Origin of the sequence: Paenibacillus sp. FSL M7-0656, assembly GCF_038003225.1 — a bacterium.
Classification (GTDB): domain Bacteria; phylum Bacillota; class Bacilli; order Paenibacillales; family Paenibacillaceae; genus Paenibacillus; species Paenibacillus amylolyticus.
Window position 1 is genome coordinate 3,026,926 of the sequence record NZ_JBBOOT010000001.1, and the last position, 23,895, is coordinate 3,050,820.

Annotated in this window: 22 protein-coding genes and 1 pseudogene; 3 read left to right on the forward strand and 20 right to left on the reverse strand. The window is 47.2% G+C overall.

The genetic code is table 11. From position 1 onward, the window contains the following. Positions 1–133: 133 nt before the first annotated feature. From MHI01_RS13405 to MHI01_RS13500, 20 genes and pseudogenes are all read right to left on the reverse strand, one after another. Complete coding sequence (locus MHI01_RS13405; protein ID WP_076253388.1) at positions 134–1,183, reverse strand: ATP-grasp domain-containing protein; 1,050 nt, start codon at positions 1,181–1,183, stop codon at positions 134–136. After that, positions 1,184–2,032, reverse strand: a complete 849-nt coding sequence (locus MHI01_RS13410) for a hydrolase (protein WP_340984861.1) — start codon at positions 2,030–2,032, stop codon at positions 1,184–1,186. It abuts the gene before it with no gap. After that, positions 2,032–3,183 (reverse strand): cysteine protease StiP family protein, encoded by a 1,152-nt coding sequence (locus MHI01_RS13415; RefSeq protein ID WP_340983340.1) that lies wholly within the window; start codon positions 3,181–3,183, stop codon positions 2,032–2,034. The genes MHI01_RS13410 and MHI01_RS13415 overlap by 1 nt, the downstream gene beginning before the upstream one ends. Next, positions 3,180–4,613, reverse strand: a complete 1,434-nt coding sequence (locus MHI01_RS13420) for a phosphoribosyltransferase family protein (protein WP_340983341.1) — start codon at positions 4,611–4,613, stop codon at positions 3,180–3,182. The genes MHI01_RS13415 and MHI01_RS13420 overlap by 4 nt, the downstream gene beginning before the upstream one ends. After that, positions 4,543–5,745 carry an HpcH/HpaI aldolase/citrate lyase family protein gene (locus MHI01_RS13425; RefSeq protein WP_051446978.1) on the reverse strand — a complete coding sequence of 401 codons (1,203 nt, stop codon included), beginning with the start codon at positions 5,743–5,745 and terminating at the stop codon, positions 4,543–4,545. Before MHI01_RS13425 ends, MHI01_RS13420 begins: the two co-directional genes overlap by 71 nt. A gap of 208 nt (positions 5,746–5,953) precedes the next feature. Continuing rightward, entirely contained in the window at positions 5,954–7,210 is a 1,257-nt protein-coding gene (locus MHI01_RS13430) for a TerD family protein (protein ID WP_340983342.1), read from the reverse strand. A gap of 30 nt (positions 7,211–7,240) precedes the next feature. Further along, on the reverse strand, positions 7,241–7,822 hold the full coding sequence (locus MHI01_RS13435) for a TerD family protein (protein WP_036606267.1): 582 nt from the start codon (positions 7,820–7,822) through the stop codon (positions 7,241–7,243). Positions 7,823–7,915: 93 nt separating this feature from the next. Next, complete coding sequence (locus MHI01_RS13440; protein ID WP_036606264.1) at positions 7,916–8,491, reverse strand: TerD family protein; 576 nt, start codon at positions 8,489–8,491, stop codon at positions 7,916–7,918. A 90-nt stretch (positions 8,492–8,581) separates the two neighbouring features. After that, on the reverse strand, positions 8,582–9,175 hold the full coding sequence (locus tag MHI01_RS13445) for a TerD family protein (RefSeq protein ID WP_036672556.1): 594 nt from the start codon (positions 9,173–9,175) through the stop codon (positions 8,582–8,584). A gap of 35 nt (positions 9,176–9,210) precedes the next feature. Further along, complete coding sequence (locus MHI01_RS13450) at positions 9,211–9,657, reverse strand: tellurite resistance TerB family protein (RefSeq protein ID WP_036606259.1); 447 nt, start codon at positions 9,655–9,657, stop codon at positions 9,211–9,213. Positions 9,658–10,005: 348 nt separating this feature from the next. Continuing rightward, positions 10,006–11,649, reverse strand: a complete 1,644-nt coding sequence (locus MHI01_RS13455) for an extracellular solute-binding protein (protein ID WP_340983343.1) — start codon at positions 11,647–11,649, stop codon at positions 10,006–10,008. Between the two features lie 72 nt (positions 11,650–11,721). Continuing rightward, positions 11,722–12,591, reverse strand: a complete 870-nt coding sequence (locus MHI01_RS13460) for a carbohydrate ABC transporter permease (protein ID WP_340983344.1) — start codon at positions 12,589–12,591, stop codon at positions 11,722–11,724. A 14-nt stretch (positions 12,592–12,605) separates the two neighbouring features. Then, positions 12,606–13,523: an ABC transporter permease gene (locus MHI01_RS13465; protein ID WP_243391250.1), complete on the reverse strand. Its 918-nt coding sequence runs from the start codon at positions 13,521–13,523 to the stop codon at positions 12,606–12,608. A 272-nt stretch (positions 13,524–13,795) separates the two neighbouring features. Further along, complete coding sequence (locus MHI01_RS13470) at positions 13,796–14,860, reverse strand: response regulator transcription factor (protein ID WP_340902412.1); 1,065 nt, start codon at positions 14,858–14,860, stop codon at positions 13,796–13,798. Next, the gene (locus MHI01_RS13475; RefSeq protein ID WP_340984862.1) at positions 14,857–15,258 is read right to left on the reverse strand and encodes a sensor histidine kinase; all 402 of its coding nucleotides are present in this window, start codon (positions 15,256–15,258) and stop codon (positions 14,857–14,859) included. Before MHI01_RS13475 ends, MHI01_RS13470 begins: the two co-directional genes overlap by 4 nt. A 57-nt stretch (positions 15,259–15,315) precedes the next feature. Continuing rightward, positions 15,316–15,528, reverse strand: a pseudogene (locus tag MHI01_RS13480) (histidine kinase); the annotation flags it as partial. Between the two features lie 15 nt (positions 15,529–15,543). Further along, entirely contained in the window at positions 15,544–16,632 is a 1,089-nt protein-coding gene (locus MHI01_RS13485; RefSeq protein WP_340983345.1) for a cache domain-containing sensor histidine kinase, read from the reverse strand. A gap of 227 nt (positions 16,633–16,859) precedes the next feature. After that, positions 16,860–17,750, reverse strand: a complete 891-nt coding sequence (locus MHI01_RS13490) for a hypothetical protein (protein WP_340983347.1) — start codon at positions 17,748–17,750, stop codon at positions 16,860–16,862. A gap of 266 nt (positions 17,751–18,016) precedes the next feature. Then, positions 18,017–18,748, reverse strand: coding sequence for a nuclease-related domain-containing protein (locus tag MHI01_RS13495; RefSeq protein ID WP_036606252.1), 732 nt, complete (start codon positions 18,746–18,748; stop codon positions 18,017–18,019). Positions 18,749–19,026: 278 nt separating this feature from the next. Continuing rightward, on the reverse strand, positions 19,027–19,920 hold the full coding sequence (locus MHI01_RS13500; protein ID WP_036606250.1) for an NAD(P)-dependent oxidoreductase: 894 nt from the start codon (positions 19,918–19,920) through the stop codon (positions 19,027–19,029). A 195-nt stretch (positions 19,921–20,115) separates the two neighbouring features. On the opposite strand from MHI01_RS13500, the gene MHI01_RS13505 reads away from it, so the two are divergent. Genes MHI01_RS13505 through MHI01_RS13515 form a run of 3 tightly spaced genes read left to right on the forward strand, consistent with a single transcriptional unit; the run spans position 20,116 to position 23,871 of the window. Then, on the forward strand, positions 20,116–21,237 hold the full coding sequence (locus MHI01_RS13505) for a GerAB/ArcD/ProY family transporter (protein WP_076253397.1): 1,122 nt from the start codon (positions 20,116–20,118) through the stop codon (positions 21,235–21,237). After that, positions 21,209–22,711, forward strand: a complete 1,503-nt coding sequence (locus MHI01_RS13510; protein ID WP_340902406.1) for a spore germination protein — start codon at positions 21,209–21,211, stop codon at positions 22,709–22,711. The genes MHI01_RS13505 and MHI01_RS13510 overlap by 29 nt, the downstream gene beginning before the upstream one ends. After that, a complete protein-coding gene (locus MHI01_RS13515; RefSeq protein ID WP_340902404.1) occupies positions 22,708–23,871 on the forward strand; it encodes a Ger(x)C family spore germination protein in 1,164 nt (387 codons plus the stop codon). Before MHI01_RS13510 ends, MHI01_RS13515 begins: the two co-directional genes overlap by 4 nt. The last annotated feature ends 24 nt before the right edge of the window (positions 23,872–23,895 follow it).

The following is a 23,895-nucleotide window of genomic DNA, read 5'->3' on the forward strand; positions in this document are numbered from 1 at the left end:
CCTTAACAACACATACAGTGCATATTCAAAAAGTCTGATTTTCAGTACCGAGAAGATGGACTTTTTGAATAACCTCTCATCCGTATTGTAAAAAAACCATCCAGAAGGTGTCAATGTTGAGGGAAATTCTCAGCTAGACGTGGTGTACTCCGCTTACCTTCTGAACGTCGATTATAAATGGTTGTTCGATATGACTTCCCAGTATGCCAAACTTCGGATGAAGTGGTCCAATATCATGGCCAAGTGCAGACTTGACCGCCAGATACGGGAAGTTCACGCCCGACAGACAAGACATGTGCAACCCACCCGACATACGCGGATTGATCTCCAGCAACTTCGGTGTATCCTTGCGATATTTCATCTGTATATTAAAATTATAAGGAATCCGATATACTTCTGCCACATTGCGGGCAATCGCCAGCAATTCCTCGTTTTCTTCAAGCAAGCGCAAACGTCCTCTTTCTTTTCTACGCGGGATAGCCGTTAATAGTTTCCCATTGCGATCCGAAAGACAATCAATGCTGTATTCATATCCTTCCAGTACCTCCATCACCATGACATTTTGAAAGGACGGAGCAGAAGAGAACGCACGCAGGGCATCTTCATACGAAATGGAGTTAAGCGCGTATCCGAACAACTCCTGCAACGGATCACGTTCATTATTAATCACTCGGAATCCCATACCACCCTCACCATTACATGGTTTGAAGCATACATCGTGTCCACGTGCACGTAGCGCCTCATAGGCTTGCTGGAATTGTGCAGCATTACTGACCGTGAAATAATCCGGAATCTCCATAATGCCCTTCTCACGCACCGATTCATAGAACCGGTCTTTCTCCATCAATTGTTCCAGCAATTCCGTGTCCGAGCATACGATAACCCGTGTACCGATCTCTTCGAACAGGGAGATATGTCTGCTGATGTCCAGCATGTTCCAGCGTGGAATAAACACATCAATCTGATGACGACGGCAAAAGTCGAGGCAAAAATCAACATATTCCCGGCCCGTTAGACGCGGTTCAACTTCTGCAACATCACAGCCCTGTAATGCCATATGTCCAGGATCAGGATGAGTACCGTAGATCTCAAATTCCATACCGTCCTCATTGTCCCGAATCGCATTCATATAATGATACGTTACAGAGAACCAACGGTTGAAGTAAATCTTCATTTTTTTCATTTATACGGTCTCCCTTATCTCGGCATGGTCTATCTGGGTCTGTTGATCGTTATGAATACGGTGAACGTAATCGAGAATCTCATCTGCTGCAAAAGCACCGAATTGTTCCGTAAATTGATACGGTACCTGCTCAGGTACACGCTGTCTCTCCACATGTAACTCTCCGTGAGACGGAGCAATGGCGTAGTGCGCAAAGTCCAGCAAACAACGATCCAGCAAGGAATCACCCGAAGCAATCACAGGCACATCGCCAATGCGTTGCCTAATATGCTCCACTGCAGCTCGTTTGTTCACGGCCGAAGGCACCAGATAGAGCTTCCGCCCCTGAATCGAACTCTCCCATCCCAGCGTCTCTAACACCCGAATCTTTTCCGCAATATGCTCCATTGGAAGCTTGTCACGTTCGATTAGCAATGCAAAGAACAGCTCATCACACAATCGCTGATTAATTACCCACTCCGGGCTCAGCACATCGTCAAATAAATTCAGGATCTCTTCGGGAGTAGCTGCCTGCTGACGAAGCAAAGAACGCATATGCAGATTCCATTCATCGTCTACCTGACCGTCAACAATGATGTTGCCACCATTACTCGTCACCGCATATTTCGGAATACATTCGCTCTGAAAAATATGAATGCGCCGGTACTGCTCCACGGTACGTGTCGTCACCGGCATAAATACAATGTCTTGTGGCAAAGACTGCAACCGCTCCAGTGCATATGCTGACATAAAAGCGGACAACTTGCCGTTAATCCACTCTGCGGGAACAAGTCCCGGTGTATCTTCGGGAATACGGAGCGCACGACGGGAGTACACCAGCGTCTGGTCCAGATCACTTGCGTAGATCATCATTCTCCTCCACCTCCCAGGGATTGAATAATGCCGCAACAGGAATAGGTTAATCCCGGATATACCTCAACCGGCACATTTCTGTCTCTGGCGAGCATCATGATATGTTGCAAATCCGGATTATCCAGACGGTCCACAAGAATCTTCCAAGGGACACGGCGCAGTAACACCCGGGTTGTTTCTCCGATTCCAGGTTTGATCAGATTGATGTTCGCAATACCAAAGGATTGCTGAATGGACTCGATATCCTGCCAGCCTTTCCAGGTGATTTCCGAAGTACCAGTAGCATTGTCCTCCGTTTGAATCTCCGCCAGATCCATCATTTGCGGAAAATGCTGAGCGATAGTATCCACGTATTGGGTCGACACATCGTCAGAGGACCATTCACGATACCATTTGGCCCCGTGAAAATCTGACGGTCCAATCAGATCATCGCGAAGTACTGTACGGCTCACCAGTCCCGATACCGTGGAATTCAGACAAGCACTAGGAATAAGATAATCTTCCCTTGTCCCAAAGGTGCCTGAGCATTGCCCCGGATCGGCCAACACGGCAAGATCATCATCGAGACTTATGCCATAAGTCCGTTCCATTTGGTCACAGGATTCTTTCAGCACTTTGCGAATAGCCCCTTTTCCTGTCCAACCATCTACAAACTGAATGGCTGTTTCCAGACCATGCTGCTGTAAAATATATAAAATTGCGTTCTCGTCCATACCCTTGCCACGGATAATAGAAATGCTATAATGCGGAATCGTCACCTTGTATTTCAATTCAATATAACGTTTGATCAGGATGCCCACAGGTGTTCCGGCTCGAGCCAGAGATACCAGCACAAGATTCAGTCCCCTGCGCTCTACAATCTTCTCAGCCACAATGGCGGTATGACGTGCAATTCTTGCACCGGATTGTTCCAGTGTCTGATGGAACAGCTCGATGTATTCTGCTGTGGGCTGGTATTCCACGGGCAGCATCTCCGAATAATGAACCCCGGATTGGATCGCCTGCTCCCGTTCACCCGTTCCCTTTTCCAGATCCACATGGCTGATATCCTTCAGTAGGAAAACAACGTCCGATGCAGCATAACTGCCCATCGGTTCGGGAGACGGAATCTCACGTTGTCTGATTAGCTCCAGTGTAGTTAAGTTCATTGCTCGTTGTCCCCTGTCTTCTCTGGCAAGCCGCAATATACGATATGAATGTGTCCACACCCCAACTGCCCCAGTACCTTCAACATCGGTTCCATTCGTTCTTCGGACATCTGTCTCTCCAGCAGAACAAAAATCTCGTCATACTGTCCCGGGGCGATGTTATAGATAAAGTTACGAACGGATGCGTCTTCCGGTGAGGCATATCCGGCACCACTACGAACAGCATATCCTGGAGCCGGATGTGTATGGATTGGACTGCGGGTAGTGGATTGATACAACACGCCTTCTCCCATCTCGGCAGCAATACGCATCGGAATGTACATGAACTCCCCTGTTCCCATCACCAAAGTCCATTCTCCCGTACGCTGCGTCCGAAGCCGTTCTGCAATCCGGCTAATCTCCTGGCGCAATTCGCCATTATGACGGGATTGCATACCAAACCTGCCCGTATGTTGGACGTAGCTCGCTGTGCTACGTTTACCTTCACCATCCTCCGAAGTAGCGTGCAGCTGATCGAAGGCATCGGCAACGGTAGAGGTTTGAAGCGTTACGGCAGGATGAGATAGCTGCTCATCTTGCTGTGTTGGTTCCAACTGTGGAGTACCCACCACTTCAATACGGCCCTTCAACAGGCTTAACGGTGTAATGGTAATCCCCAGTTCAGCTTCCAGTTCGGCAAACCGAAGTTCGTCCGCTTCCGTACGCCAGTCCAACAGCGAAGCAATCACATATTGCTTCCGGGGGTATCTGGCCTGAATATCCCGAATGATATTCAACGTCGTTTTGCCCGTCGTAATCTCGTCGTCCACCAGAACAATCGGGCCCTCTCCTGCAAAGGCTTCATGATCCAACGCATAACAACGATGAGCCATCGCATGGGAATGTTCTTCTTCAAATTGAATATCTGGATGCATCGCTGGAACATATTCGCGAGTGGTGTGAATATAGGAAGCTTGATCAGCAAACATCTCGTACATGCTGTGACCCAGCGCTGTCGCTGTCTCGGCAAAACCAACAAAACGAATCGTTTCCGGCAAACTCAAGCTTTCTTGCAACAGCATGTTGTACACTTGCCGGGCTTGTTGGGGATCAATCAGCCCCTCGACCATTTCCCGTTTCCACTCGGTGATCTGAACTTTCGTCTCTTCCGTCTTTTCAGTCAGGTGCTCATATAACAGAACAGCCAATGCCGCGCCACTCAGAAGCGAGGTATACGGGTTAACCGGGATGTGCTTGCCCAGCAGTTTGCTTACAAACAGAAATGAACGTTTCTTATTGATGCGTGCTGCCATGGAAAATAGAGATTCTAGTGGAAGTTGCAACGGGTTATGTGTAACCTGAACGTTCAGACTGAATTGATCAAGAATTGGGAACGTAGTTATGTTGTTGTTCGTGCTTGGGCAAGAGCCCGACAAAATGCTGCTGTTCATGTAACACCCCATATATTTGTGATCGGATTAGAATTCGATTCGCCCAGCTCAAGTGTGGTTTAATCTCATTCATTTTGTTATAGTAATTACTTTTGAACACACCCAAGCTACCGTCATTACGGGCGATGATGTCTTGTGCATCGGAATATTCCTCATGTGTAACAACGTACATCGCTTGTACGGGTTTAATATGAGAAGGATGAATGATCGTTTTGCCTACTATTCCATTTTCCTTGTCCATCATGACTTCACGCATCAATCCATCCATTGTGTTCGTAATATATTTCATTCTCAGATGCAGCCCTGATTTGCCCAGGGTTTCTTCGAATGGAGTCTGTCGTAATTGAGGTTTGAACACGCGCTCCCGCTGACTGAAATATTCCCAGACAGGACCTGAGATCACATACGGCTTGTCCATTCGTCCAAACAGATTGATAATATCCGAGATGCAGTCACGGATCGTGGCGATATCGTATATGGTCAATTCCGGGCTTCGGCGTAGTCCAAACAGGCTGGAGAAATCGGTCGCACCAATGCGTACATTGAGCACATATTCAACATTTTCATCGAGGATGTTACGAAGGCCCAGTAAGGTCTCCCAACGTGTCTCCCGATATATAATTGAAGCCGTTTCCAATATAGGCATTCCATAGAGAACGGGATAATGATCCGGTTTCCGTTGATTATAACTGCGGATCTGGTCGAAATAGGCTCTTCCATTGCCCACACAAAACTTGGGCAATGCCACGCCTGTCAGCATGGACACCAATTCTCCCAACGTATCAATGAGACGTTCCAACTGTTGTGGTGAACGTACACGAGCAAACAGAAGAGGCATTTGATCCTGACTCAGCATGCCTGTCTCCATATAAGTCATCAGTTGAGTTAGATGCTGTACCAGACACTGCTCGGCAAACTCTACTTGGTCGTCACCCACAGCGTCCTCCAGATCAATAATAATGGTCGTCAGACCTTCATGTTTACCATTCATAATGTCGTCCGCGATATGTGTGCGCGTCGCGGGCATATATAAAGCAGCCCCAACAGCATATGCCAGTAGATCTTTGGAAGTCCGGTGATTGAACGAGACGGGTGAAGAGAAAAATAAAGTATCTTCTTCTTCCAGACTCAAAAAGTTAAAATATTTCAGGGTTGTCTCCTCCTCGCACCTTTGGCAATAGCCAATCTGCAATAGTTGATTCCAGCTGTCGGGGCATAAAAACCAATCCCTCCTAGTCTGGAGGGATTGATGGTCTATTATCGAGGATAACGTTGGTCAACAGTATCCTTGCAATGGCGCTGACCGATACAGCGTTTATATATTGAATAAATACAAATGATTACTTTCTTCCCGCAACCCACTGCATCCCCCAATCATGAGCCTCGTCCAACGCCTGATGCCCATTATAGAACTGCACGATTCGTTCAATACTGAATGTCTCATTGTTCACATTGCGTAACATCGCGATGCCACACATGCCAAGCGGGCTCCCGTATTCATTCATTCGGACAATGATATCCGGGCCATCCTTCTGCTGGATAGTTACCACACCGTCTACTTGAGACCAGTTGGCCACACCACCATAAATATAGGTAAATACCAAGATGCGCTCAATTTCCGAGATACGGGCACCATTAATCCGCAGATTCTCTCCCGTCTTAACCGATCCCGTCCGGTCATCCCCATCCAGTGCAATATAAGGGAAACGGTTGAGTGAACCAAACGTTTGTCCCAATGCCTGAATTACATCTCGTGTACCATCCTTCATCTCGAACAGGCAGCCCAAGTCCAGATCCACACTCTTGCTGCGACCAAATAACCCTTTGCTACCCTGTTGATTCCAGTTGAGGTTAATCAGGATTTCACCAAGTCCCCCCGCATTTTTCTTGAGGTTAATGGTGTCGCCCTTCTTCTTCAATTCAATTTTGCTGAAATTGATCGAATTCACAGGAGCAGGCGTCGGTTCTGGTGCGGGCGCCGGGGGTGGTGGAGTCGGTACAACTGTCGGAGGAACGGTTGAAGTCGTTGGTGCAGGGTCTGATCCACCATCCACATCCACACCAAAGTTAGCGCAGAGTGCATTCAAACCACCTGCAAAACCCGACCCTATTGCATTGAACTTCCATTCTCCGTTATGACGATACAATTCACCGATGACAATCGCGGTCTCCACTGTAAAACCGCTTCCCAGATCATATCTCATTACTTCCTGACCTGTAGCTGCATTGGCAAACCGTAGAAAACCATGCTGAACCTGTCCAAAATGATGGCGTCGTGCTTCACCGTCATGAATCGTCAAGCTGAAGGCGATTTTCTCAATTCGGGCAGGGATTTTGCCAAGATCAATGGCGAATTGTTTCTTCTCGCCACCAACCTGTCCACCATCCATATACGTGATGAACGAGGTAGAGGGCTGATTATAAAAGATAAAATCTTCATCTCCAGCCACTTTATTGTCTGAACCCAGAAGGAATGCTGATGTGTCCAGCTCTACACCCGAGGCTGCCTCCCAACCAATGCCTACCGTTAGACGAGACAAGCCCGGATTGGTTTTGGTCAGATCACTCTTCTGGCCTTTCACGACAGAAATCGCCATAGCAGATTCACCTTTCTATGCCAAGTTATGTTATTGTGCATCCAGCCCGTAATTTTTACATAAAGCAGATAGTCCACCGGTGAAGCCACTGCCTACCGCCTGGAATTTCCAGTCTGCACCTGCACGGTAAAACTCACAGAACACCACAGCTGTTTCTGTGGAATAGTCCTCTCCGAGGTCGAAACGAAGCACTTCCCGATCACTTGCAGCATCTACAACACGAACAAAAGCATTGGAGACTTGTCCAAAATTCTGCCCTCGTCCATCTCCATCATAGATGGTTACCGTAATACCGATCCGGTGAATGTGCGCAGGGATTTTGCTGAAGTCAACAACAACTTGTTCATCATCGCCATCACCCTCACCCGTACGATTGTCACCGGTATGTGTCACTGAACCCGCACCGCCGCTTGGATTGTTGTAAAAAACAAAGTCATCCGTACCTTTGGCTTTTCCATCTTCGTACAACAAAAAAGCCGAAGCGTCCAGGTCAAAGTCGACTCCACCACTATATTTGTTTGTATCCCAACCCAAACCAACCACCACACGGGTAAGGCCCGGATTCGTCTTAGTCAGGTCAATACGTTGTCCTTTGGCAAGACTGATCGTCATTTGTTTTTCCACCTTTCCAAAATATGTGATTAAATGAAAAGGAGAACCGTCCAGGAGACGGTTCTTCCCATCCTGTAAGTCGTACTGTACGTCCTATTGCAAACCGTAGTCGCGTGTCAATCCAACCAATCCATCTTGGTAACCACTACCGATGGCACTGAACTTCCACTCGCCGCTATGACGATACAATTCACCAACAACTACACCTGTTTCGATGGAGAAGTCTTCTCCCAGGTCGAAACGAATCAGTTCTTCGCTGTTTGCTTCGTTGACGATTCGCACATAAGCACGGGAGACTTGTCCGAAGTTCTGGCTACGTTCTGTAGCTTCGTAGATTGTAATGGAGAATGCAATTTTCTCTACATTCGCGGGTACGTTAGGCAGGTCGATATTGATCTGCTCATCATCACCATCGCCATCTCCTGTACGGTTGTCACCGGTGTGAACAACAGAACCATTTTCATTTTGTGGATTGTTGAAGAAGATGAAGTTTTTCTCGCCTTCTACTTTACCGTTTGCATTGGCACAGAATACCGATACATCCAGGTCAAAGTCTTTTCCGCCATCATACTTATTGGTATCCCAGCCCAAGCCTACTGTGATTTTTGTCAAACCTGGGTTCGTTTTAGTCAGATCGATTTTTTGACCTTTAGAGAGATTAATTGCCATCGTATGATCATCCTCGCTTATTTAAGTGTATTGTAGTTATCGTGACATATGAATATCAGGATTATTGTCGATTTAGGTTAAATCTTGTACTTAGGAGTACCTGCGAGCGAGTTCGTTGATATGTACCGCATGGGAACCCTCTCCAATTGCCGAGAATTTCCATTCGCCTCCATGACGATACAATTCACCACAGATCAACGCTGTTGAACCTGTGTAGTTTTCGGATAGATTGAACTTCACGAGCTCACTGGAATTTTTACCATCCAGAATACGAATATAAGCCTTCTCAATCATGCCAAAATCTTGCTTGCGATTGACACAATCGTAGATATTAACAACGATTAATACTTTATGAACATCAGCAGGAATACGGGACAGATCCATTTTGATCTGTTCGTCGTCACCGTCTCCCTGTCCTGTTAGATTGTCACCTGAATGGATAACCGAACGACATGCACTTTGCTTGTTGTGGAAGCAAACCAGGTTGGAGTCCTTGACCAACTTGCCTTCCTCATTCAACATGATCGCCGATGCATCACAATCGATATCCGCTTGTTTTTTTCTTCCAAAGAAACCTTTGGCAGTTACCGGGTCCCAACCGAGACCAGCAATCACCTCAGTAAGTCCTGCATTGCCTTTGGTTAAATCAATCTTCTGTCCTTTGACCAAATTAATGCTTGCCACTGATTTTCACCTCCCTTCATATGTAAAATAGCTACTTAGAGATTGAATTCACTCGGGTTCAGTCCAAGTACGATGCATATCTCAGCAACGACTCTTTTCTCCTGATCATCAAAGTTGCCGTCAGCTGAACCAATCGCACTGCATACACCCACAATAACGCGTCCTACATCCGGCTTGGCTTTGAATTTCCCAATAGCTTTCAGCGCTTCCTGCTTCCCGATCTCTGGAGAGAACTCAAAGTTCGCGACATAATGATTAAAGCGTGTAATCACTTCAGCCATATCAAATACTTTCAATTCCTGACTCAGGTTGATATAACCGGCCATCTTGTTCTTTTCCGCTTCGTCAATGGAACCATCTGCAAAAGCAACCAGTGCACAACCTGCAACCACGGCATCCATAAAATCTTTATTTTTAAACTTTTTGACTTGCTCTTCAAGTCCTTGTTTTGTTGAATTTAACCAGCTTTTAAATGAACTCATACTCATACTCAACCTCCAATAGTTTCAACCTGGTGTTCCGTACATTCTTTTCAAGATTTTTCAGTAACTTTCATATCTACATCATGTTGAATATAAGTTAAATTATTCCTTAACTATACTCTGAAATACGGCAATTTTCTACATTAAAAAACAATTAATACCTTATGATACGCATCGTTCTGGATATAGTTTCAAGCGAGATGCGAGAATTTTCTATTCACTTCATTTTTCAGTCAAATATTCCCCTATTTGAAGCCCAAACATAAAAAGGCTCTGATCAGGGGATCAGAGCGCTTATTTCTACAACACCAAAATTATAAATTTCATGAATGATTTGAATCCTTGAATTCACTCTGCTTTTTCAAAATCAGCCTGTTGTTGTTCATAGATTTCATAGAAGTCGTCCCAGACTAGTACATTATCCTTTTCCTTGCCCCACCAGTCTTTGTACCATGCTTCAATCTCCGGGCCCCCGCCTTGCTCCCACTTCTGCTGTGCTTCCGTTGCAGCCTGTTCGACTGTATATTTGCTTCCGCCAATGATGGAGCGGGTAAAGATATCGTTGATCGCTGTTGTCACATTGGTCAACTTCACCTGAAGCTCCTTGGGTAGCTGCGGCATATGTTCTGAATGGGTAACACCCTCTCCTACCGGAAGATCCGTCATGTATACCTCACGCGCTTCCTTGAATAGTCGAAGTCCTTCCTTCTGCGATGGGATCTCTTCGCTGAACAGCATTTCTGTGTACCCGCATTTGCCTTCCTCCAGACGGCTGTACAACATGGCGTAATCGCCTGCCCAGCTGATCTCCTGCTTGTATTTCTCCTGATCCGAGATCCGCGGACAGCCTTGATCGTTCAGCGTATAATGCGTGTTTTCAAATCCATTTTTGAAGGTTCGGCCTGACTCTATTTTGGTCAGAAAATCGATATATTGCATAACTGCTTCCGGATTTTTGGCTCGTGCATTCACAGCTGCAGTCATCTGAACCGGGTTATTCCACACCATCGTGTGCTGTCCTACGGACGTGGTTGGCAGAGCGATGACCTTTAATTTGGCTTCAGGAACATTCTGCATCAGTGTGTCCAGTTCCTTCGCTGCAAACCCGGTATAATCCGAAGTCATGGCTGCGTACATACCGATTTTGCCATTCAGGAAATCCTGCTTTGCCTTGGCCCCGTCCTTGTCGGTCAATAAGTCCTTATCCACCACTCCTGCTTCATATAATGCACGTTTGAATGCCGTGGCTTCTTTCATGTTGTTGGGACCAACCACCATCTCCCCGTCCTCCACATTCACCCAGTTGGCGTTGTACATATAGCGGAACAGACCCGCTGTATCGCCGAACTGAAATCCACCGATGCCGTATGTATCCTTAGCTCCGTTTCCATCGGGATCATTCTCCGTGAATGCCTTGGCTACCGCCAGCATCTCTTCCTCATTGGTCGGTACCTCCAGATTCAACTTTTCCAACCAGTCTTCCCGAATAAAAAAGCTCGTTAGTGGAAACACCTCGTTCATACGTCCCACTTCATAGAGCTTACCATCGCTTTTGATGCCAGCCTTCTTGAGCTGGGGATATTTCTCCATCAAGGCTTTGTATTCCACACTCGAGTTCTCGATCAACTCATCCAGCGGCATCAGCTGTTTCTGATTAAACAGTGTGTTACGGATGGGCGTACCGAATTCAAAAATAATATCCGGTGCACTGCCAGAAGCGAATAATACGTTAAGTTTCGACTGGGACTCCCAGCGGGGAACTGCTGTATATTTTACATTTGCCGGGCCATTCTCGTTAATCCACTTGGACCACATATTATCTTCGATCGTACCCATGCCGCTTGGGACCGCGCCCCGATCATAGATCGTTGACGTAATGTTCCCCCTGTTGCCTTCGCCTTCCGCCTGTTCGCTACCGTTACCTCCTGTACATCCCGCCAGCAAACCACCGATCAAGCCCAGAACGAGACCCGACTTCATCCATGCCTTCATCGTTAACGCCATAGATAAGACCCTCTTTCTCTCCTGTAATATGAACCCATGCGGGTTAACCCACAGACTGCTTTAACCTTTAATTGATCCAAGCATGACCCCTTTAACGAAGTACTTCTGCAAGAACGGATACACTGCCAAAATGGGTATGACCATCACAATGACAGCTGCTGCCCGGATGCCTTCCGGGGTCAGATTAGATATCATCGTTGGATCGGTAAAATCCTGTACATTCAGATTGGACATAATCATATTTTGGACGAGCACGGTCATGTTGTATTTGGACGTATCATTGATATAAATCATCACACTCATGAACGAATTCCAGTAACCCACGCCGTAAAAGAGAGCAATAGTCGCCAGCAAAGGTTTGGATAATGGCAACACAATTCGGAACAAAAGCCCCAGTTCACCACAACCATCGATGCGCGCAGCCTCGTCCACTTCCCCCGGCAGATTTTCAAAATAAGATCGCATAATCAGCATGTTGTACGTGCTCACCAGACCCGGTAGCCAAAGCGCGCCGTAACTGTTCACAAGACCGAGATTTTGCACGACCAAATAAGTCGGGATAAGTCCGCCGTTAAAAATCATCGTGAACACCATCGCCATCGTAAAGAAGCGCCGGTGATAAAAATGTCTACGTGACAGCGGATATGCCGCCATAATCGTCACCGCCATGCTGAGCCCTGTACCAATCAATGTGATCTCCACACTGTTCCAGAATGCATTCAGAATCGGCGTTCCCGTAATTAGGCTGTGATAGGAGAACCAGGTGAAATCGACGGGCCATAACCCCACTTGACCTGAAACAACCGCTCTCGCATCACTAAATGACAAGGCAACAATGTTCAGTAAGGGCAGGATACAGCTGACGGCAATCAATGACAACAATACATAATTGATTAGATAAAAGACTTTTTCTCCTTTGGTTTTTCTCATGCTGTTCTCCCTCCCTACCACAAACCTTCGTTGAATCGACGCGCGATATAATTGGCACTGAAAATGAGGATAAATGCAACCAGTGATTCGAACAATCCCATCGCCGTTGTCAGGCTGAACTGTGCTCCCTGAAGACCGGTGCGGTAGATATAGGTACTGATTACATCTGCTATCTCATTGACATTGGAATTCTGAAGCATATACACCTGGTCGAATCCGACCTCCATCACCCGCCCCATCGACAGAATCAGCAGGAGAATAATGGTAGAGCGTATACCCGGAAGGGTAACATGCCAGATCTGGCGCATTTTGCTGGCCCCATCCATCTGTGCAGCCTCGTATTGACTCGGATCAATGGTCGTTAGTGCCGCGAGAAAAATGATGGCATTAAAGCCCATGTCCTTCCAGATCCCTGAGCCAACAAACACCGCTACCCACGAACCCTTGTTGTACATGAACGGATAAGGCGCTCCCGTCCAGGCCTCGACCCAGCGGTTGACGATCCCATTTTCCAAAGAGAAAACCGTCATGATCATCATCGCAATGATGACCCAGGAAAAGAAGTGTGGCATATAGACCACCGTCTGCACCGTTCGCTTAAAGGCCATGTTTCGCACTTCATTCAGCATAATGGCCAGAATGATCGGAATGGGAAACCCGATAATGATGCTTAACAGACTGAGGAACAAGGTGTTGCGAATAATCTCCACCGTGCGCGGATCACTGAACAGCGTCTGAAAATGCTGAAAGCCCACCCATGGACTGTTCCACAGCCCATCATAGAAGTTGTAATCCTTAAAGGCCATGACCAGCCCTCCGATGGGTGCATAACGAAAGGTCAGGTAGAACATAATCACCGGAACAAACATCAAGATTAACGGTATATTCATCTTGAATCGTCGAAGCCGCTGCTGCCGAATCCGCTGCTTCATTTCACTGTCCGGCGGTTGTAATCCAGACGGCGGACCTGCGGTCAGTTCCCCCTTCACATCCATCACTCCTCTCTGCTGTTGATGTACTATAGTTGTATTTTAGATAAAAATGTAAGCGTAAACATTTGTTATTTAACGATCCTTTTATAATTTTCTACGCAAAAATAACCCCACATGGTGGGGTTGACCTTGGAAACGAACAGATATTAAGAGAAGGCTTCTCTTTAATTTGAGACCCTGCAGCAGTTCAAGGGGGATTGCTACCGGGCACTTCACTTGGCTACTTGCTTGCGATATTCGCGGGGCGATACCCCCGTCATCTGTTTGAATACGGTTGTAAAATAACTGGAGTTATCGAACCCGGTCAGTTCCGCTATATCTGCCATGCTCTGCCGAGTGCTGTGCAGCAGTAGCTTCGCCTTATCAATTCGACGCTTGCTGACATATTGGCTGAAGCCTTGTCCTGTCTCTTTTTTGAACAAATGGCTCAAGTAGTTGGGAGTCACATGAACATGGGCAGCCACGGCCTGCAACGTGCATGTGCTGGAATAGTTCATTTCAATATACTGTATAACACGTGTAACGACATGATCCTGCTGTTCCTGAGTTAGCCGCATCAGCATATCCACCCACTCTTCGCTCTTGCATCTCGCCCAAGCGATGACTTCAGGTATGGTATGAATCCAGAGCAGTGGATCTGGGGCAGTTGAGTCCATACCACTGGATTCCTGAGGCTGAAGCTGTTGTACCAGTAAGTCCGTCATGACCTTCATAAGCATATGAATCTCCGCTTTGCCTTGTGACAAGCTCATCCCGGACGCTTCTTCTAGCAACATCTCGATCCGATTCATTATCGATCCGAATTGATGGTGGAGCAGCAACAAAGTCAGTTCCTCTCGCAGTCTCTCGGTACGGTCCACCTGGCTGTATTGTTCCCTGATCCGAATGTCGGACTGTTTTCGGCGATATCGTTCATGTGCTTTTTGTAACACCTGACATGCTTCATCGAGAGAGAAAGGCTTTAACAAAAATTCAATTGCCCCATATCGGATGGCACGCTGTGCATATTCGAACTCACGATAACCTGTCAAAATGATAATCATAATGTCCAGTCCACTCTCGTGTATACGTTCGGCCAAATCTAGACCATCCATCACAGGCATGTTGATGTCCGTAATGATCAGATCAGGTGTGTAGCTGTGTACAGCCTGTATCGCTTCTTCTCCATCGGCCGCTTCCCCAACGACCTCCCACCCGAGGGGGTTATTGCGAACCAGATGAATCAGACCCTGACGAAATAATGCTTCATCATCCACTACAAGCATACGTCCATTCAACAGAACCTACTCCTTTCAGTCACCTGAATTTCCCGGCATGAGTCCTCACCGATCTGATAAGGCAAACGAAGACGTACTAGCGTACCCTCTCCCACAGTCGACTCGATCTGTACACCGTAGGGTTCACCGTGAATCAACTCAATTCTTCGAAGTACACTCCGCATGCCAATGTGCTGACGTTCCTCATCGGCATGTGCCACTGGCTTCATAATGCGTTCAATGACCGATGCGTGCATGCCGCAGCCGTTATCTGAAATTTCAATGATGAGCAGATCCGGCTCTCCTTCATGCCCGTTTTGCCGCGAGCCACGAATCTCCAGATGGCGGTTGTTCCTTTTGTCCGAGAAGGCATGAACAAAAACATTCTCCACGATGGGCTGAAGCAACAGTCGGATCACCTGACAGCGAAACAATTCAGCAGGAACGGCAATTTCAATCGACAAGGCTTCCTGATACCGGGCCTGCTGAATCTGCAGGTAGTGATCTATTTGCTTCATCTCATCCTGTACGGTCGTTAGTTGCTGCACGGGTTCCAGCGTATACTGCAGCATCTCGGACAAGGCAGTGACCAGGCGAGCCGATTTCTCATCACCAAGCATATAGAACTTCCAGAAAAACATGCTCAGCGTGTTATACAGAAAATGGGGATTCAGCTGGGCCTGAATAGCTTTGAGTTCAGCTTCTTATTCACTGAGTTCGCGCTCATACACTTCATGTATAAGCGTATCAATCCGGGAAGCCATTGCATTGAATCGTTCACCGATGAAACCGAGCTCATCCCGTGTCTCGATCCGTACCCGTGTATCGAACTGTCCATCACGCACTCTTTTCATCGCGTTGACTAGACTCGCAAGTGGACGCAACAGTCTGCCGCTAATTACGGTAATGATGAACCAGGAGCAAAATATGCTGGCTACCGCAGAGAACACAGCAACTTTTACAATAATCTTTCCCTTGTTCTGAATCTGAGCCAGTGAGACCTTGCTGACCAGGGTGAAGCCCGCTTTGTCTGACGTTTGCTTCGTATACAATTGGGTTGTTCCCTGCTCGTCCCTGATCTCCGTCGCCCCTAGGCTTAGCTCGGTAAGTGGGGGTGGATCCGCATCCTGATTATGAAAGGCATATAGAAGCTCACCATCTGCGTCAAACAAGTAGACAGCAACTTCCTCATTCAGTCGCAGATCTTTGAGATACGATTCGAACAACGAGGTGTTAAACAGAATTAGCATGACGCCATAGGTCTCCAGATCAACAGACCGCATTAATCGTCCCGCCAGAATCCAATTGGATTGTTCCTCCTGCAAGAAAGCATCCGGCCCCAAACGATTCCAACCATATTCGCCGCCCGTTCCTTCCAGTCTATGAACCATCTCTGCCAGATAGGAAGGATCCATCTGTTGAAATGAGCCAGCAAAGGCGCCGAGATTAAATATGTTATCCTTCAGGTCATATATGCGGAGCCCCATGATCTCCGGTGCATCCAGCCTTACCTGATACAACTGATCATCCAGTTCATCTTCCAGCTTCATCTGATCGTAGGACGAGATGCCAGAGGTCTGTGCTTTGATGGCATTTTTTACGGAGGGATTCAGTGTGATATAATCGGTGACTTTATACATGTCGTGTACCCTGGAATCCAGACGTGCAAGAATCTGCTCTGCGGTAAGACTATACTGGCGACTGACCTCTTCATTGAACAGGTCGATATGGATGCGATAGGTGATCAACCCTGTGATTCCGGAGATTAAGACCGTTGCGGTAGATAAAAACAAGATTAGCTTCGTTTTAAATTTAAAGCGTTTACAAAAGTTCATCCACCACATCTTTCACACACCTCACCTATATTCCGTACATGTCTTACTCCTAAAAACATATCATACACCTCTTGGAAAAAACCAGAAAAACCCTGACCCCGCTTCAAGCGGTAGTCAGAGTTTGTAGGCATGTGATCCAGACATGTTACCAGGATGATTCAGATTAACTCTGGATCACGGCATTTTTATTCCCCGTAAACTTCTTTGATCCGTTCTTCCTCATTCGTAGACAACAGAACATTAAGCAACCCCATGGCATTATTGGCATCGGTTCTCGTCGTCTTGTACATCTCGGCAAACGCCGCTTCATCCTGCTCCGGGTCCATCGCAGCAAGCTTGCCCCATGACGTGCGTGCTTTGTCGTATAGCGTACTCAACGTAATGTCACGCGGATGCTGTGCAACAGGTGCCATGGATTCAAATTTCGCTGTGACCCTGAAGAAATCCATCGAATCCTGGAATGATGTACTGCTATAATCCTTATTTTTCATCGCATCCTCAGTAATTAGCAGACCTTCACGGGCGATAAACAGTGTTTTCACCATGGCACGCTCCAGATTGGTTGCTTCTTCCCAATTTATATAAGATTCATCAGGTGCTTGTACGGTTGTGAAAAATGGAAAGGCATCATCAATTAACCGCTGCGAATCGGAATGAATTGGAACCTCTGCATTCATGTCCACAACGGCATCACTATAGTTGGCCACATTAATATTTTTGGAACGTTCCTCACTGACTCGACGCACCGGATGATCCGTAAGCGGGATACGGATATAACCAAGTTTATCGGCATACTGCTGCTTCAACTCTTCCAGTGTGGTGTCCTTTCCAATCTTGCCGTCGTCAGTTGAAGAAGATTCTTCTGTAGTTGAACCTGTCTCCTCACTCCCCTTCGAACCGGTTGCTGCGGTTTCTGTTACAGCAGCATTTGGGCTGCTTGTTTCTGATGAAGCAACTTCTGTACCGGAAGCAGACTCCGGCAATGACGTCTTTTTAGCTCCGCCACCACAAGCTGTCAGAATCGTTGCCAAACCAAGCATAACTGTGAACGTCTTTATCGTATAATTCCATTTCATCGTATAATCTTCCCCTATCGTATGTATATTCCTGAGAACCATTAACCTCTGGCTCCAAGACTTGAACACCTACTTACAAAAATATCCTTTCATATAACATGCTTGATTCACACAATTGGACATGGTCTACATTCTATCATAAGTTAAAAACCGGTTGTATACGACGATATACCTGTGTCTAAAGCCTTTTACTAGGCGTGCATTAACTACCACCGCAACGCAAAAACACTGCCGCCCGTATGGACAACAGTGTTTGTGAAGCGTAATTATTTGATCCCTTTGGCCTTCTCCATATGCTCTGACCGAATCTGAGGATCCGTGGAATTAACCGATGATAACAGAGCGTAGATCGCCTGAATATCTTTCTCTTGAAATACGGTTTCGGGAACCTCACTCTCAAGTCGTTCCGTCTTCCGCTGAATCGTTTCCACCAACTCATGATCGTAGATGATCAGTTCATCCGAGTTCACATACCTCACAGCAGGATCAACACTGATGCGGCAACGGTTGGTGAAGGTCACCATGGAGACAAGGCGTACTCTTTTGTAGTCTCCGAGGTGTGCATGGATGGCTTCCACATGTGCACGATGCTGCATGAGTGGATTGTACATTTTGACCCGGCTGCTGCTGACCGACCAATTGGCCTCTCTTCTTCCGCCGCGAATCTCACCTGTCGTCAGATTTCGGGTTTCGATCACAAAGATTGCCCGAGGACCGATCACGACATGATCAATCTGCGAATAACCGGAGCGTGACTTCGGATTGGTAACGAGCAGATCGTTCAGCACTTTATATTGACTTGGAAGACCTATCAGCTGATCTGCTGTGCTAGGCTCCTCCGGCTGGCGTGTCCAATCCCCTTCCGCCTTTTTCTTGCGCTTACTACGGACCATACGCGGGGGAATGGTTGTCGTTGATGGTAACGCTGAAGCGGAGGCTGTAATCTGGTTCGCAAGCTCTGGTTGTGTCTTGAACAGAGACAGGATTTTCTTGAACATGGGCAAGCTCCGTTCTATTATAGTGTGGGTTACGGGTGACCATTACAGGAGGAATAACATCCTTTGACACATTCATTATGTAAACTTCTATTACTTATGTCGGATAAAGCGGGGTAAAAATAAAGGGAAAACGATCAAAATCTCTCCAATACGCAAAGTACATATGAACATTTAACCAATTTCGTGACTTTAGACGCATAAACAAGCCGCAAAATTGAAAAAAAACAGCGCAACCCTTTCCTGAATAGAAAAAGAATACGCTGCTGTTCTCTTGGTTGTTAAGCCTGAAGATAATAGGTGTAGAGCACCTGAGTACCTTTCTCTTCCAGCCCATTATTCGCTATTTCCTGATACAGGGATTCGGCCAGGGCCAACCCAGGCGTTTTCATGCCCATCGCTTTTGCAGACTCCAGTGCAATTCCCATGTCTTTGATAAAATGTTTCACATAGAATCCAGGCTCATAATCGCCTGCGATCATGCGCGGACCGAGATTGCTGAGCGACCAGCTTCCGGCTGCACCGGTAGCAATGCTCTTCAACACGGTCTCCGCGTCCAGACCAGACGTCTTGGCATAGGCAAGTGCTTCGCATACACCCATCATGCCAGAGGCAATGGCAATCTGGTTGCACATTTTGGTATGCTGCCCGGCTCCCGCCTTGCCTTGCAGCACAATGTTGGTGCCCATCTGCTCAAACAGCGGACGCACGGCTTCAAAGGCCTCCGAACTACCACCAACCATAATGGACAACTTCGCGTTCTGCGCTCCGATATCACCGCCCGACACAGGCGCGTCCAGTGCATGCAGTCCTTTGGCTTCCGCAGCTTCAAAGATTCGTGCAGCCAGTAGCGGACTGGATGTTGTCATATCAATCAGATATGAACCCGGTTTGGCATTGGCTACGAGACCATCCTCACCGAGATAAATCTCCTCTACATCTTTCGGATACCCCACCATCGTTATGATGACATCACACGCAGCAGCCAGTTTGCCTGGTGTGTCATGCCATACGGCACCTTCCTTCACCAACGCTTCCGCTTTGGCAGCAGTTCGCGTGTACACATGCAGCGGATATCCCGCTTGCTGGATGTGCCCAGCCATGCTTTTACCCATCACGCCTGTACCAATAAAGCCAACTTTTGTCTCTCCAGGTGCCTTCGTTGTATTTGTCATCGCAGGTTTCCTCCCTATTTCTCTATGCTTCGCTCGGTGCTTGTCTTCGACATTGCTATATCTGTATGTTAAAGCTTTCTGCGTAGTCCGTCCATATCGCTTGCAGCTTTCTGTGAAAAAATCTGAAAAAGGAATCAACTTCCTGTATGCTGTACAACCTAACGGAAACTTCCTTCATTGGAAAGGAGGATTCGCATGAGTCGTGAAAAAGGTCAAATTACCATTTGGTTGTCCTTTTCCATCATTTTATTAAGTGCCGGACTGGTCTGCCATGTCTTGTCCATTCCAGGAATTCTCGAAGCAGCAGGCAGGGATGGATGGTTGTCTGTCGTGGCGGCTGGCCCTTTTTTCATGTTGTTTCTATGTATGATGTATATCATCATTCGGCGAGTACGTGGACAGCGATTAACAGATTGGATTACGCGAGAATTCGGGGCGGTCCCTTCCTGGATCTTCCGAATCTCCGCTTCCATTCTGCTGTTCACGCTTGGCACACATACGTTGTATGAGACAACCAACTGGACCGTATCCACGTATCTTCAATTCACACCTCCCTATGTTCTGGCAGGTGGCGGAGCACTGGTTGCTGCGTGGGCAGCGGCTAAAGGCATACGCTCCATTGCGATGACTTCCAGTCTGCTACTGCCCTTTGTAATTTTGCTAGGTTATTTTGTAATGTCCGCCAATATGAAATACAAAGACTACAGTCTATTGTTCCCGATTATGGAGAACGGCATGGGTCCCGTGTGGCGGGGCATGATCTACTCTCTTGCCGGGCTTATGGAAATCTGGATTCTTATGTTATTCCAACATGAAGTCAAAGGCAAAATTCGTTGGTGGCACGTTCTGATCCTTGGCGTGTTTATGCTCAGTATGGCGATCGGACCAACCATCGGAGCCATCGTGGAATTTGGTCCCGAAGAAGCAGCCAAACAACGAAACAGTCCCTATGAGCAATGGAAACTTGTGAATATCGGCAAACTTTTGCAACACGTTGATTTTCTGTCCATCTATCAGTGGCTCAGTGGTTCCTTCGCAAGGGTCGCCATATCCATGTATCTCATCGTGGATCTGCTGAATTTCCGCAGACCGAAGAAACGATATATCGCGATTCTCACCATTACCGTCATCATGAGCTTCATGGCGATGCAATGGTGGCGCATTGATTACGTGGATTATTATGTGGACCATATTCAGTTCCCGGTCATGCTCGCTTATGTATCCATCGTTACCGTAATATTGACCATTGCCGCATTAATCCACAAAAAGGACAAGGAGGCTCCCAAACGTGCCGATCTCAACCCAACCCAAGAATAATCCTGACGTTGAACCGTTCCGAATGAACGAGCATAACCTGAATACCTTTTTTGCCGGATCTGATGATGTCATCATCAATAGTCATATGATCGGAGAACCTCCGATGCAACTCATTATGACCTATTGCAGCGGTATGGTAGATAGTGAAGCGATCTACGATATTATTCTCCCTGAACTCAGACGAACATATGAAAATACACACTTTATCCGTACATCCGACATTGAAAAGTGCATCAGCCTGGATTGGACCCGAATGGATCTGCAAGATCCGGCATTTGGAACTGAACTGATGTCTCTCCGTGTTTTTGAAGGTCATATGTTAGTCTGTATACCATCCCTGCAAACCATGTGGAGTATTGATATATCTAACATCCCTACTCGGACACCGGAGGAATCGACCACCGAAGTTTCGATCCGCGGGGCAAGAGATGGGTTCATTGAACCACTTGCCGTTAATGTTGCCTTGATACGCACCCGTCTGCGTACGAACCAACTGGCCTGTAATATCGAACTGATCGGTACACGTTCTGCAACCAAGGTGGCATTGATGTATATCAAGAATATCGCCAATCCGGAGCTAATCGAAGACGTCCAGGATCGGTTGCGTAAGATTGAGACCGAACGCATCTTGACCGCCAATGAACTGGAAGAATTGCTGTCGCCTTCGAAGATTACTTTGTTTCCCGTCACCCATTATACGGGCAGGCCTGACTTTGCTGCAGAATGTCTCCTGAATGGACGTTTTATCCTCATTGTAGACGGCAATCCCAGCGCCATCATTGGGCCAGTCAATCTGTTTCTTCTGCTCAAATCCCCGGAGGATGCCAGCTTTCCCTTCTTGCCTGTGAACGTAGGACGGATGCTGCGCTTTCTTGGCCTGATGATCACCGTGTTCCTGCCCGGATTCTATATTGCGCTGACATCCTTTCATATGGATCAGATCCCCTTTCCTCTAGTCGCAACGATCTCAGTTGGACGCATGGGACTTCCGATGGAATCGGGAATGGAGATGTTTCTCATTATGCTGCTGATGGAGCTGTTCCGTGAGGCAGGGGTACGTTTGCCAAGTGCCATCGGCCAGACATTAACTGTCGTTGGAGGTCTGATTATCGGAGATTCCGCCATTCGAGCCGGCATGGTCTCTCCCCTCATGATTGTCATCATCGCAGTTACCGTCGTAGCTGGAGCAACCATTGTGAATCAGGTCATGACCAGTTCTGTGCTGATCCTGCGGTTCCTTTGTTTTGTCCTGGGGGCATCCCTCGGCATCTATGGGTTCATCCTATCGTTGATTATGTTCCTCATCTACCTGACCGATCTCAAATCATTTGGCATTCCATATCTCACGCCGTTAACACCGCTTCATTTCAAACAAGCGATAGCTTCATTATTCAAACTGCCAAAGGGGTTAGGTAAACGAAGACCCGTCTATCTCGAGACCCAGGAGCCCCGCAAGAAAGGGAACGAACGATGAAACACTTGTTACAGCGATATATGCTAGGTCTGTTAAGCCTATCGATGTGCGTGATGACGAGTGGGTGCTGGAGTGCCTTTGAGATTCAACAGGTAGACTACGCCAAAGCCTTTGGGATTGATTATAAGGACGGCATGTATCATCTGTATGTACAAACGCTGGATTTTGCAAGTGTCGCCAAAAGTGAAAGTTCAACCAAAAGTGCAGATACACCGCCTGTATGGGTCGGACATGCCGAAGGGAAAACCATGAGTCTGGCGCTGAACGAGCTGTTCCGTACGGCTCAATTACACATGGCTTGGGGGCATGTGACAGCCATTGTTATGGCGGAAGGTGTGCTGACCAGCAAACATATCAAAGAAGTGTTCGACATGCTGGGACGGTTTCCAGAATCCCGTTATACAACCTGGGTGTATGGAACACGAGCGCCTCTGGAGAAAATTCTTAGTGCAACGTCCATCTATAATATGTCGCCACTGGACAGCATTCTTCACAATCCACTTCCCACGTACATGGAAGAATCGTTGTACCCGCCTGTGCTTAGCTTTAAGCTCATTGCAACACATAATGATCCCGCTACCACGACGTATCTGCCAAGTATTGCATTGAACGATACTCAGTGGGCTGAGAATGAGAAGAAACATGATTTGTTTCTGGTGGAAGGGGCCTTTTTCGAAAAGACTGGCTATGACTTTGAATACTTTCCACGCAGTCAGCTTCCCGGTTATCACTGGCTAATCAAGGACATGCGGCGTGCTCCCTTGCTTGTGCAGAAGGATGGAACGATCTACGGGGCGCTCAGTGTAGGATTACCAAAGATCAAAATTAAACCTGTCATTCAGGGTGAAGACGTTACGTTCAACATTGATGCCCACTACCTCACCGCCCTGTACGAATACCTGGTGCCCACCTCTTATGAGGAGATGATCCAGATTAGTGAAGTGAAGTTACGGGAGCAGATCATGCAGACCTATCGTCACGGCCTTGAGCGTGGTGTGGATATTTACGGTCTTCAGGAGAAGCTGTATCGCAAAAATCCGAAACTCTGGCGTAAATTATCAAACAACGGGAGCAAGATGATGCTTACCGAAGACTCGATTAAAGATCTGAAAATCCATCTCACCATCCCGTATACAGGGAAATATAAACGGAAAGTGTAGCAAGAATGTGAAACACCCCTTGTC

Bases quoted from the DNA above. Each gene is read 5' to 3' on its own strand.
- MHI01_RS13465 (WP_243391250.1), bottom strand. From the start codon at position 13,523: ATGAAGCAGCGGATTCGGCAGCAGCGGCTTCGACGATTCAAGATGAAT.
- MHI01_RS13450 (WP_036606259.1), bottom strand. From the start codon at position 9,657: ATGAGTTCATTTAAAAGCTGGTTAAATTCAACAAAACAAGGACTTGAA.
- MHI01_RS13490 (WP_340983347.1), bottom strand. From the start codon at position 17,750: ATGAAATGGAATTATACGATAAAGACGTTCACAGTTATGCTTGGTTTG.
- MHI01_RS13435 (WP_036606267.1), bottom strand. From the start codon at position 7,822: ATGACGATCAGTCTTGCCAAAGGACAACGTATTGACCTGACTAAGACG.
- MHI01_RS13460 (WP_340983344.1), bottom strand. From the start codon at position 12,591: ATGAGAAAAACCAAAGGAGAAAAAGTCTTTTATCTAATCAATTATGTA.
- MHI01_RS13420 (WP_340983341.1), bottom strand. From the start codon at position 4,613: ATGAACAGCAGCATTTTGTCGGGCTCTTGCCCAAGCACGAACAACAAC.
- MHI01_RS13410 (WP_340984861.1), bottom strand. From the start codon at position 2,032: ATGATCTACGCAAGTGATCTGGACCAGACGCTGGTGTACTCCCGTCGT.
- MHI01_RS13405 (WP_076253388.1), bottom strand. From the start codon at position 1,183: ATGAAAAAAATGAAGATTTACTTCAACCGTTGGTTCTCTGTAACGTAT.
- MHI01_RS13455 (WP_340983343.1), bottom strand. From the start codon at position 11,649: ATGAAGGCATGGATGAAGTCGGGTCTCGTTCTGGGCTTGATCGGTGGT.
- MHI01_RS13515 (WP_340902404.1), top strand. From the start codon at position 22,708: ATGAAACACTTGTTACAGCGATATATGCTAGGTCTGTTAAGCCTATCG.
- MHI01_RS13440 (WP_036606264.1), bottom strand. From the start codon at position 8,491: ATGGCAATTAATCTCTCTAAAGGTCAAAAAATCGATCTGACTAAAACG.
- MHI01_RS13430 (WP_340983342.1), bottom strand. From the start codon at position 7,210: ATGGCGATTTCTGTCGTGAAAGGCCAGAAGAGTGATCTGACCAAAACC.
- MHI01_RS13415 (WP_340983340.1), bottom strand. From the start codon at position 3,183: ATGAACTTAACTACACTGGAGCTAATCAGACAACGTGAGATTCCGTCT.
- MHI01_RS13495 (WP_036606252.1), bottom strand. From the start codon at position 18,748: ATGTTCAAGAAAATCCTGTCTCTGTTCAAGACACAACCAGAGCTTGCG.
- MHI01_RS13500 (WP_036606250.1), bottom strand. From the start codon at position 19,920: ATGACAAATACAACGAAGGCACCTGGAGAGACAAAAGTTGGCTTTATT.
- MHI01_RS13505 (WP_076253397.1), top strand. From the start codon at position 20,116: ATGAGTCGTGAAAAAGGTCAAATTACCATTTGGTTGTCCTTTTCCATC.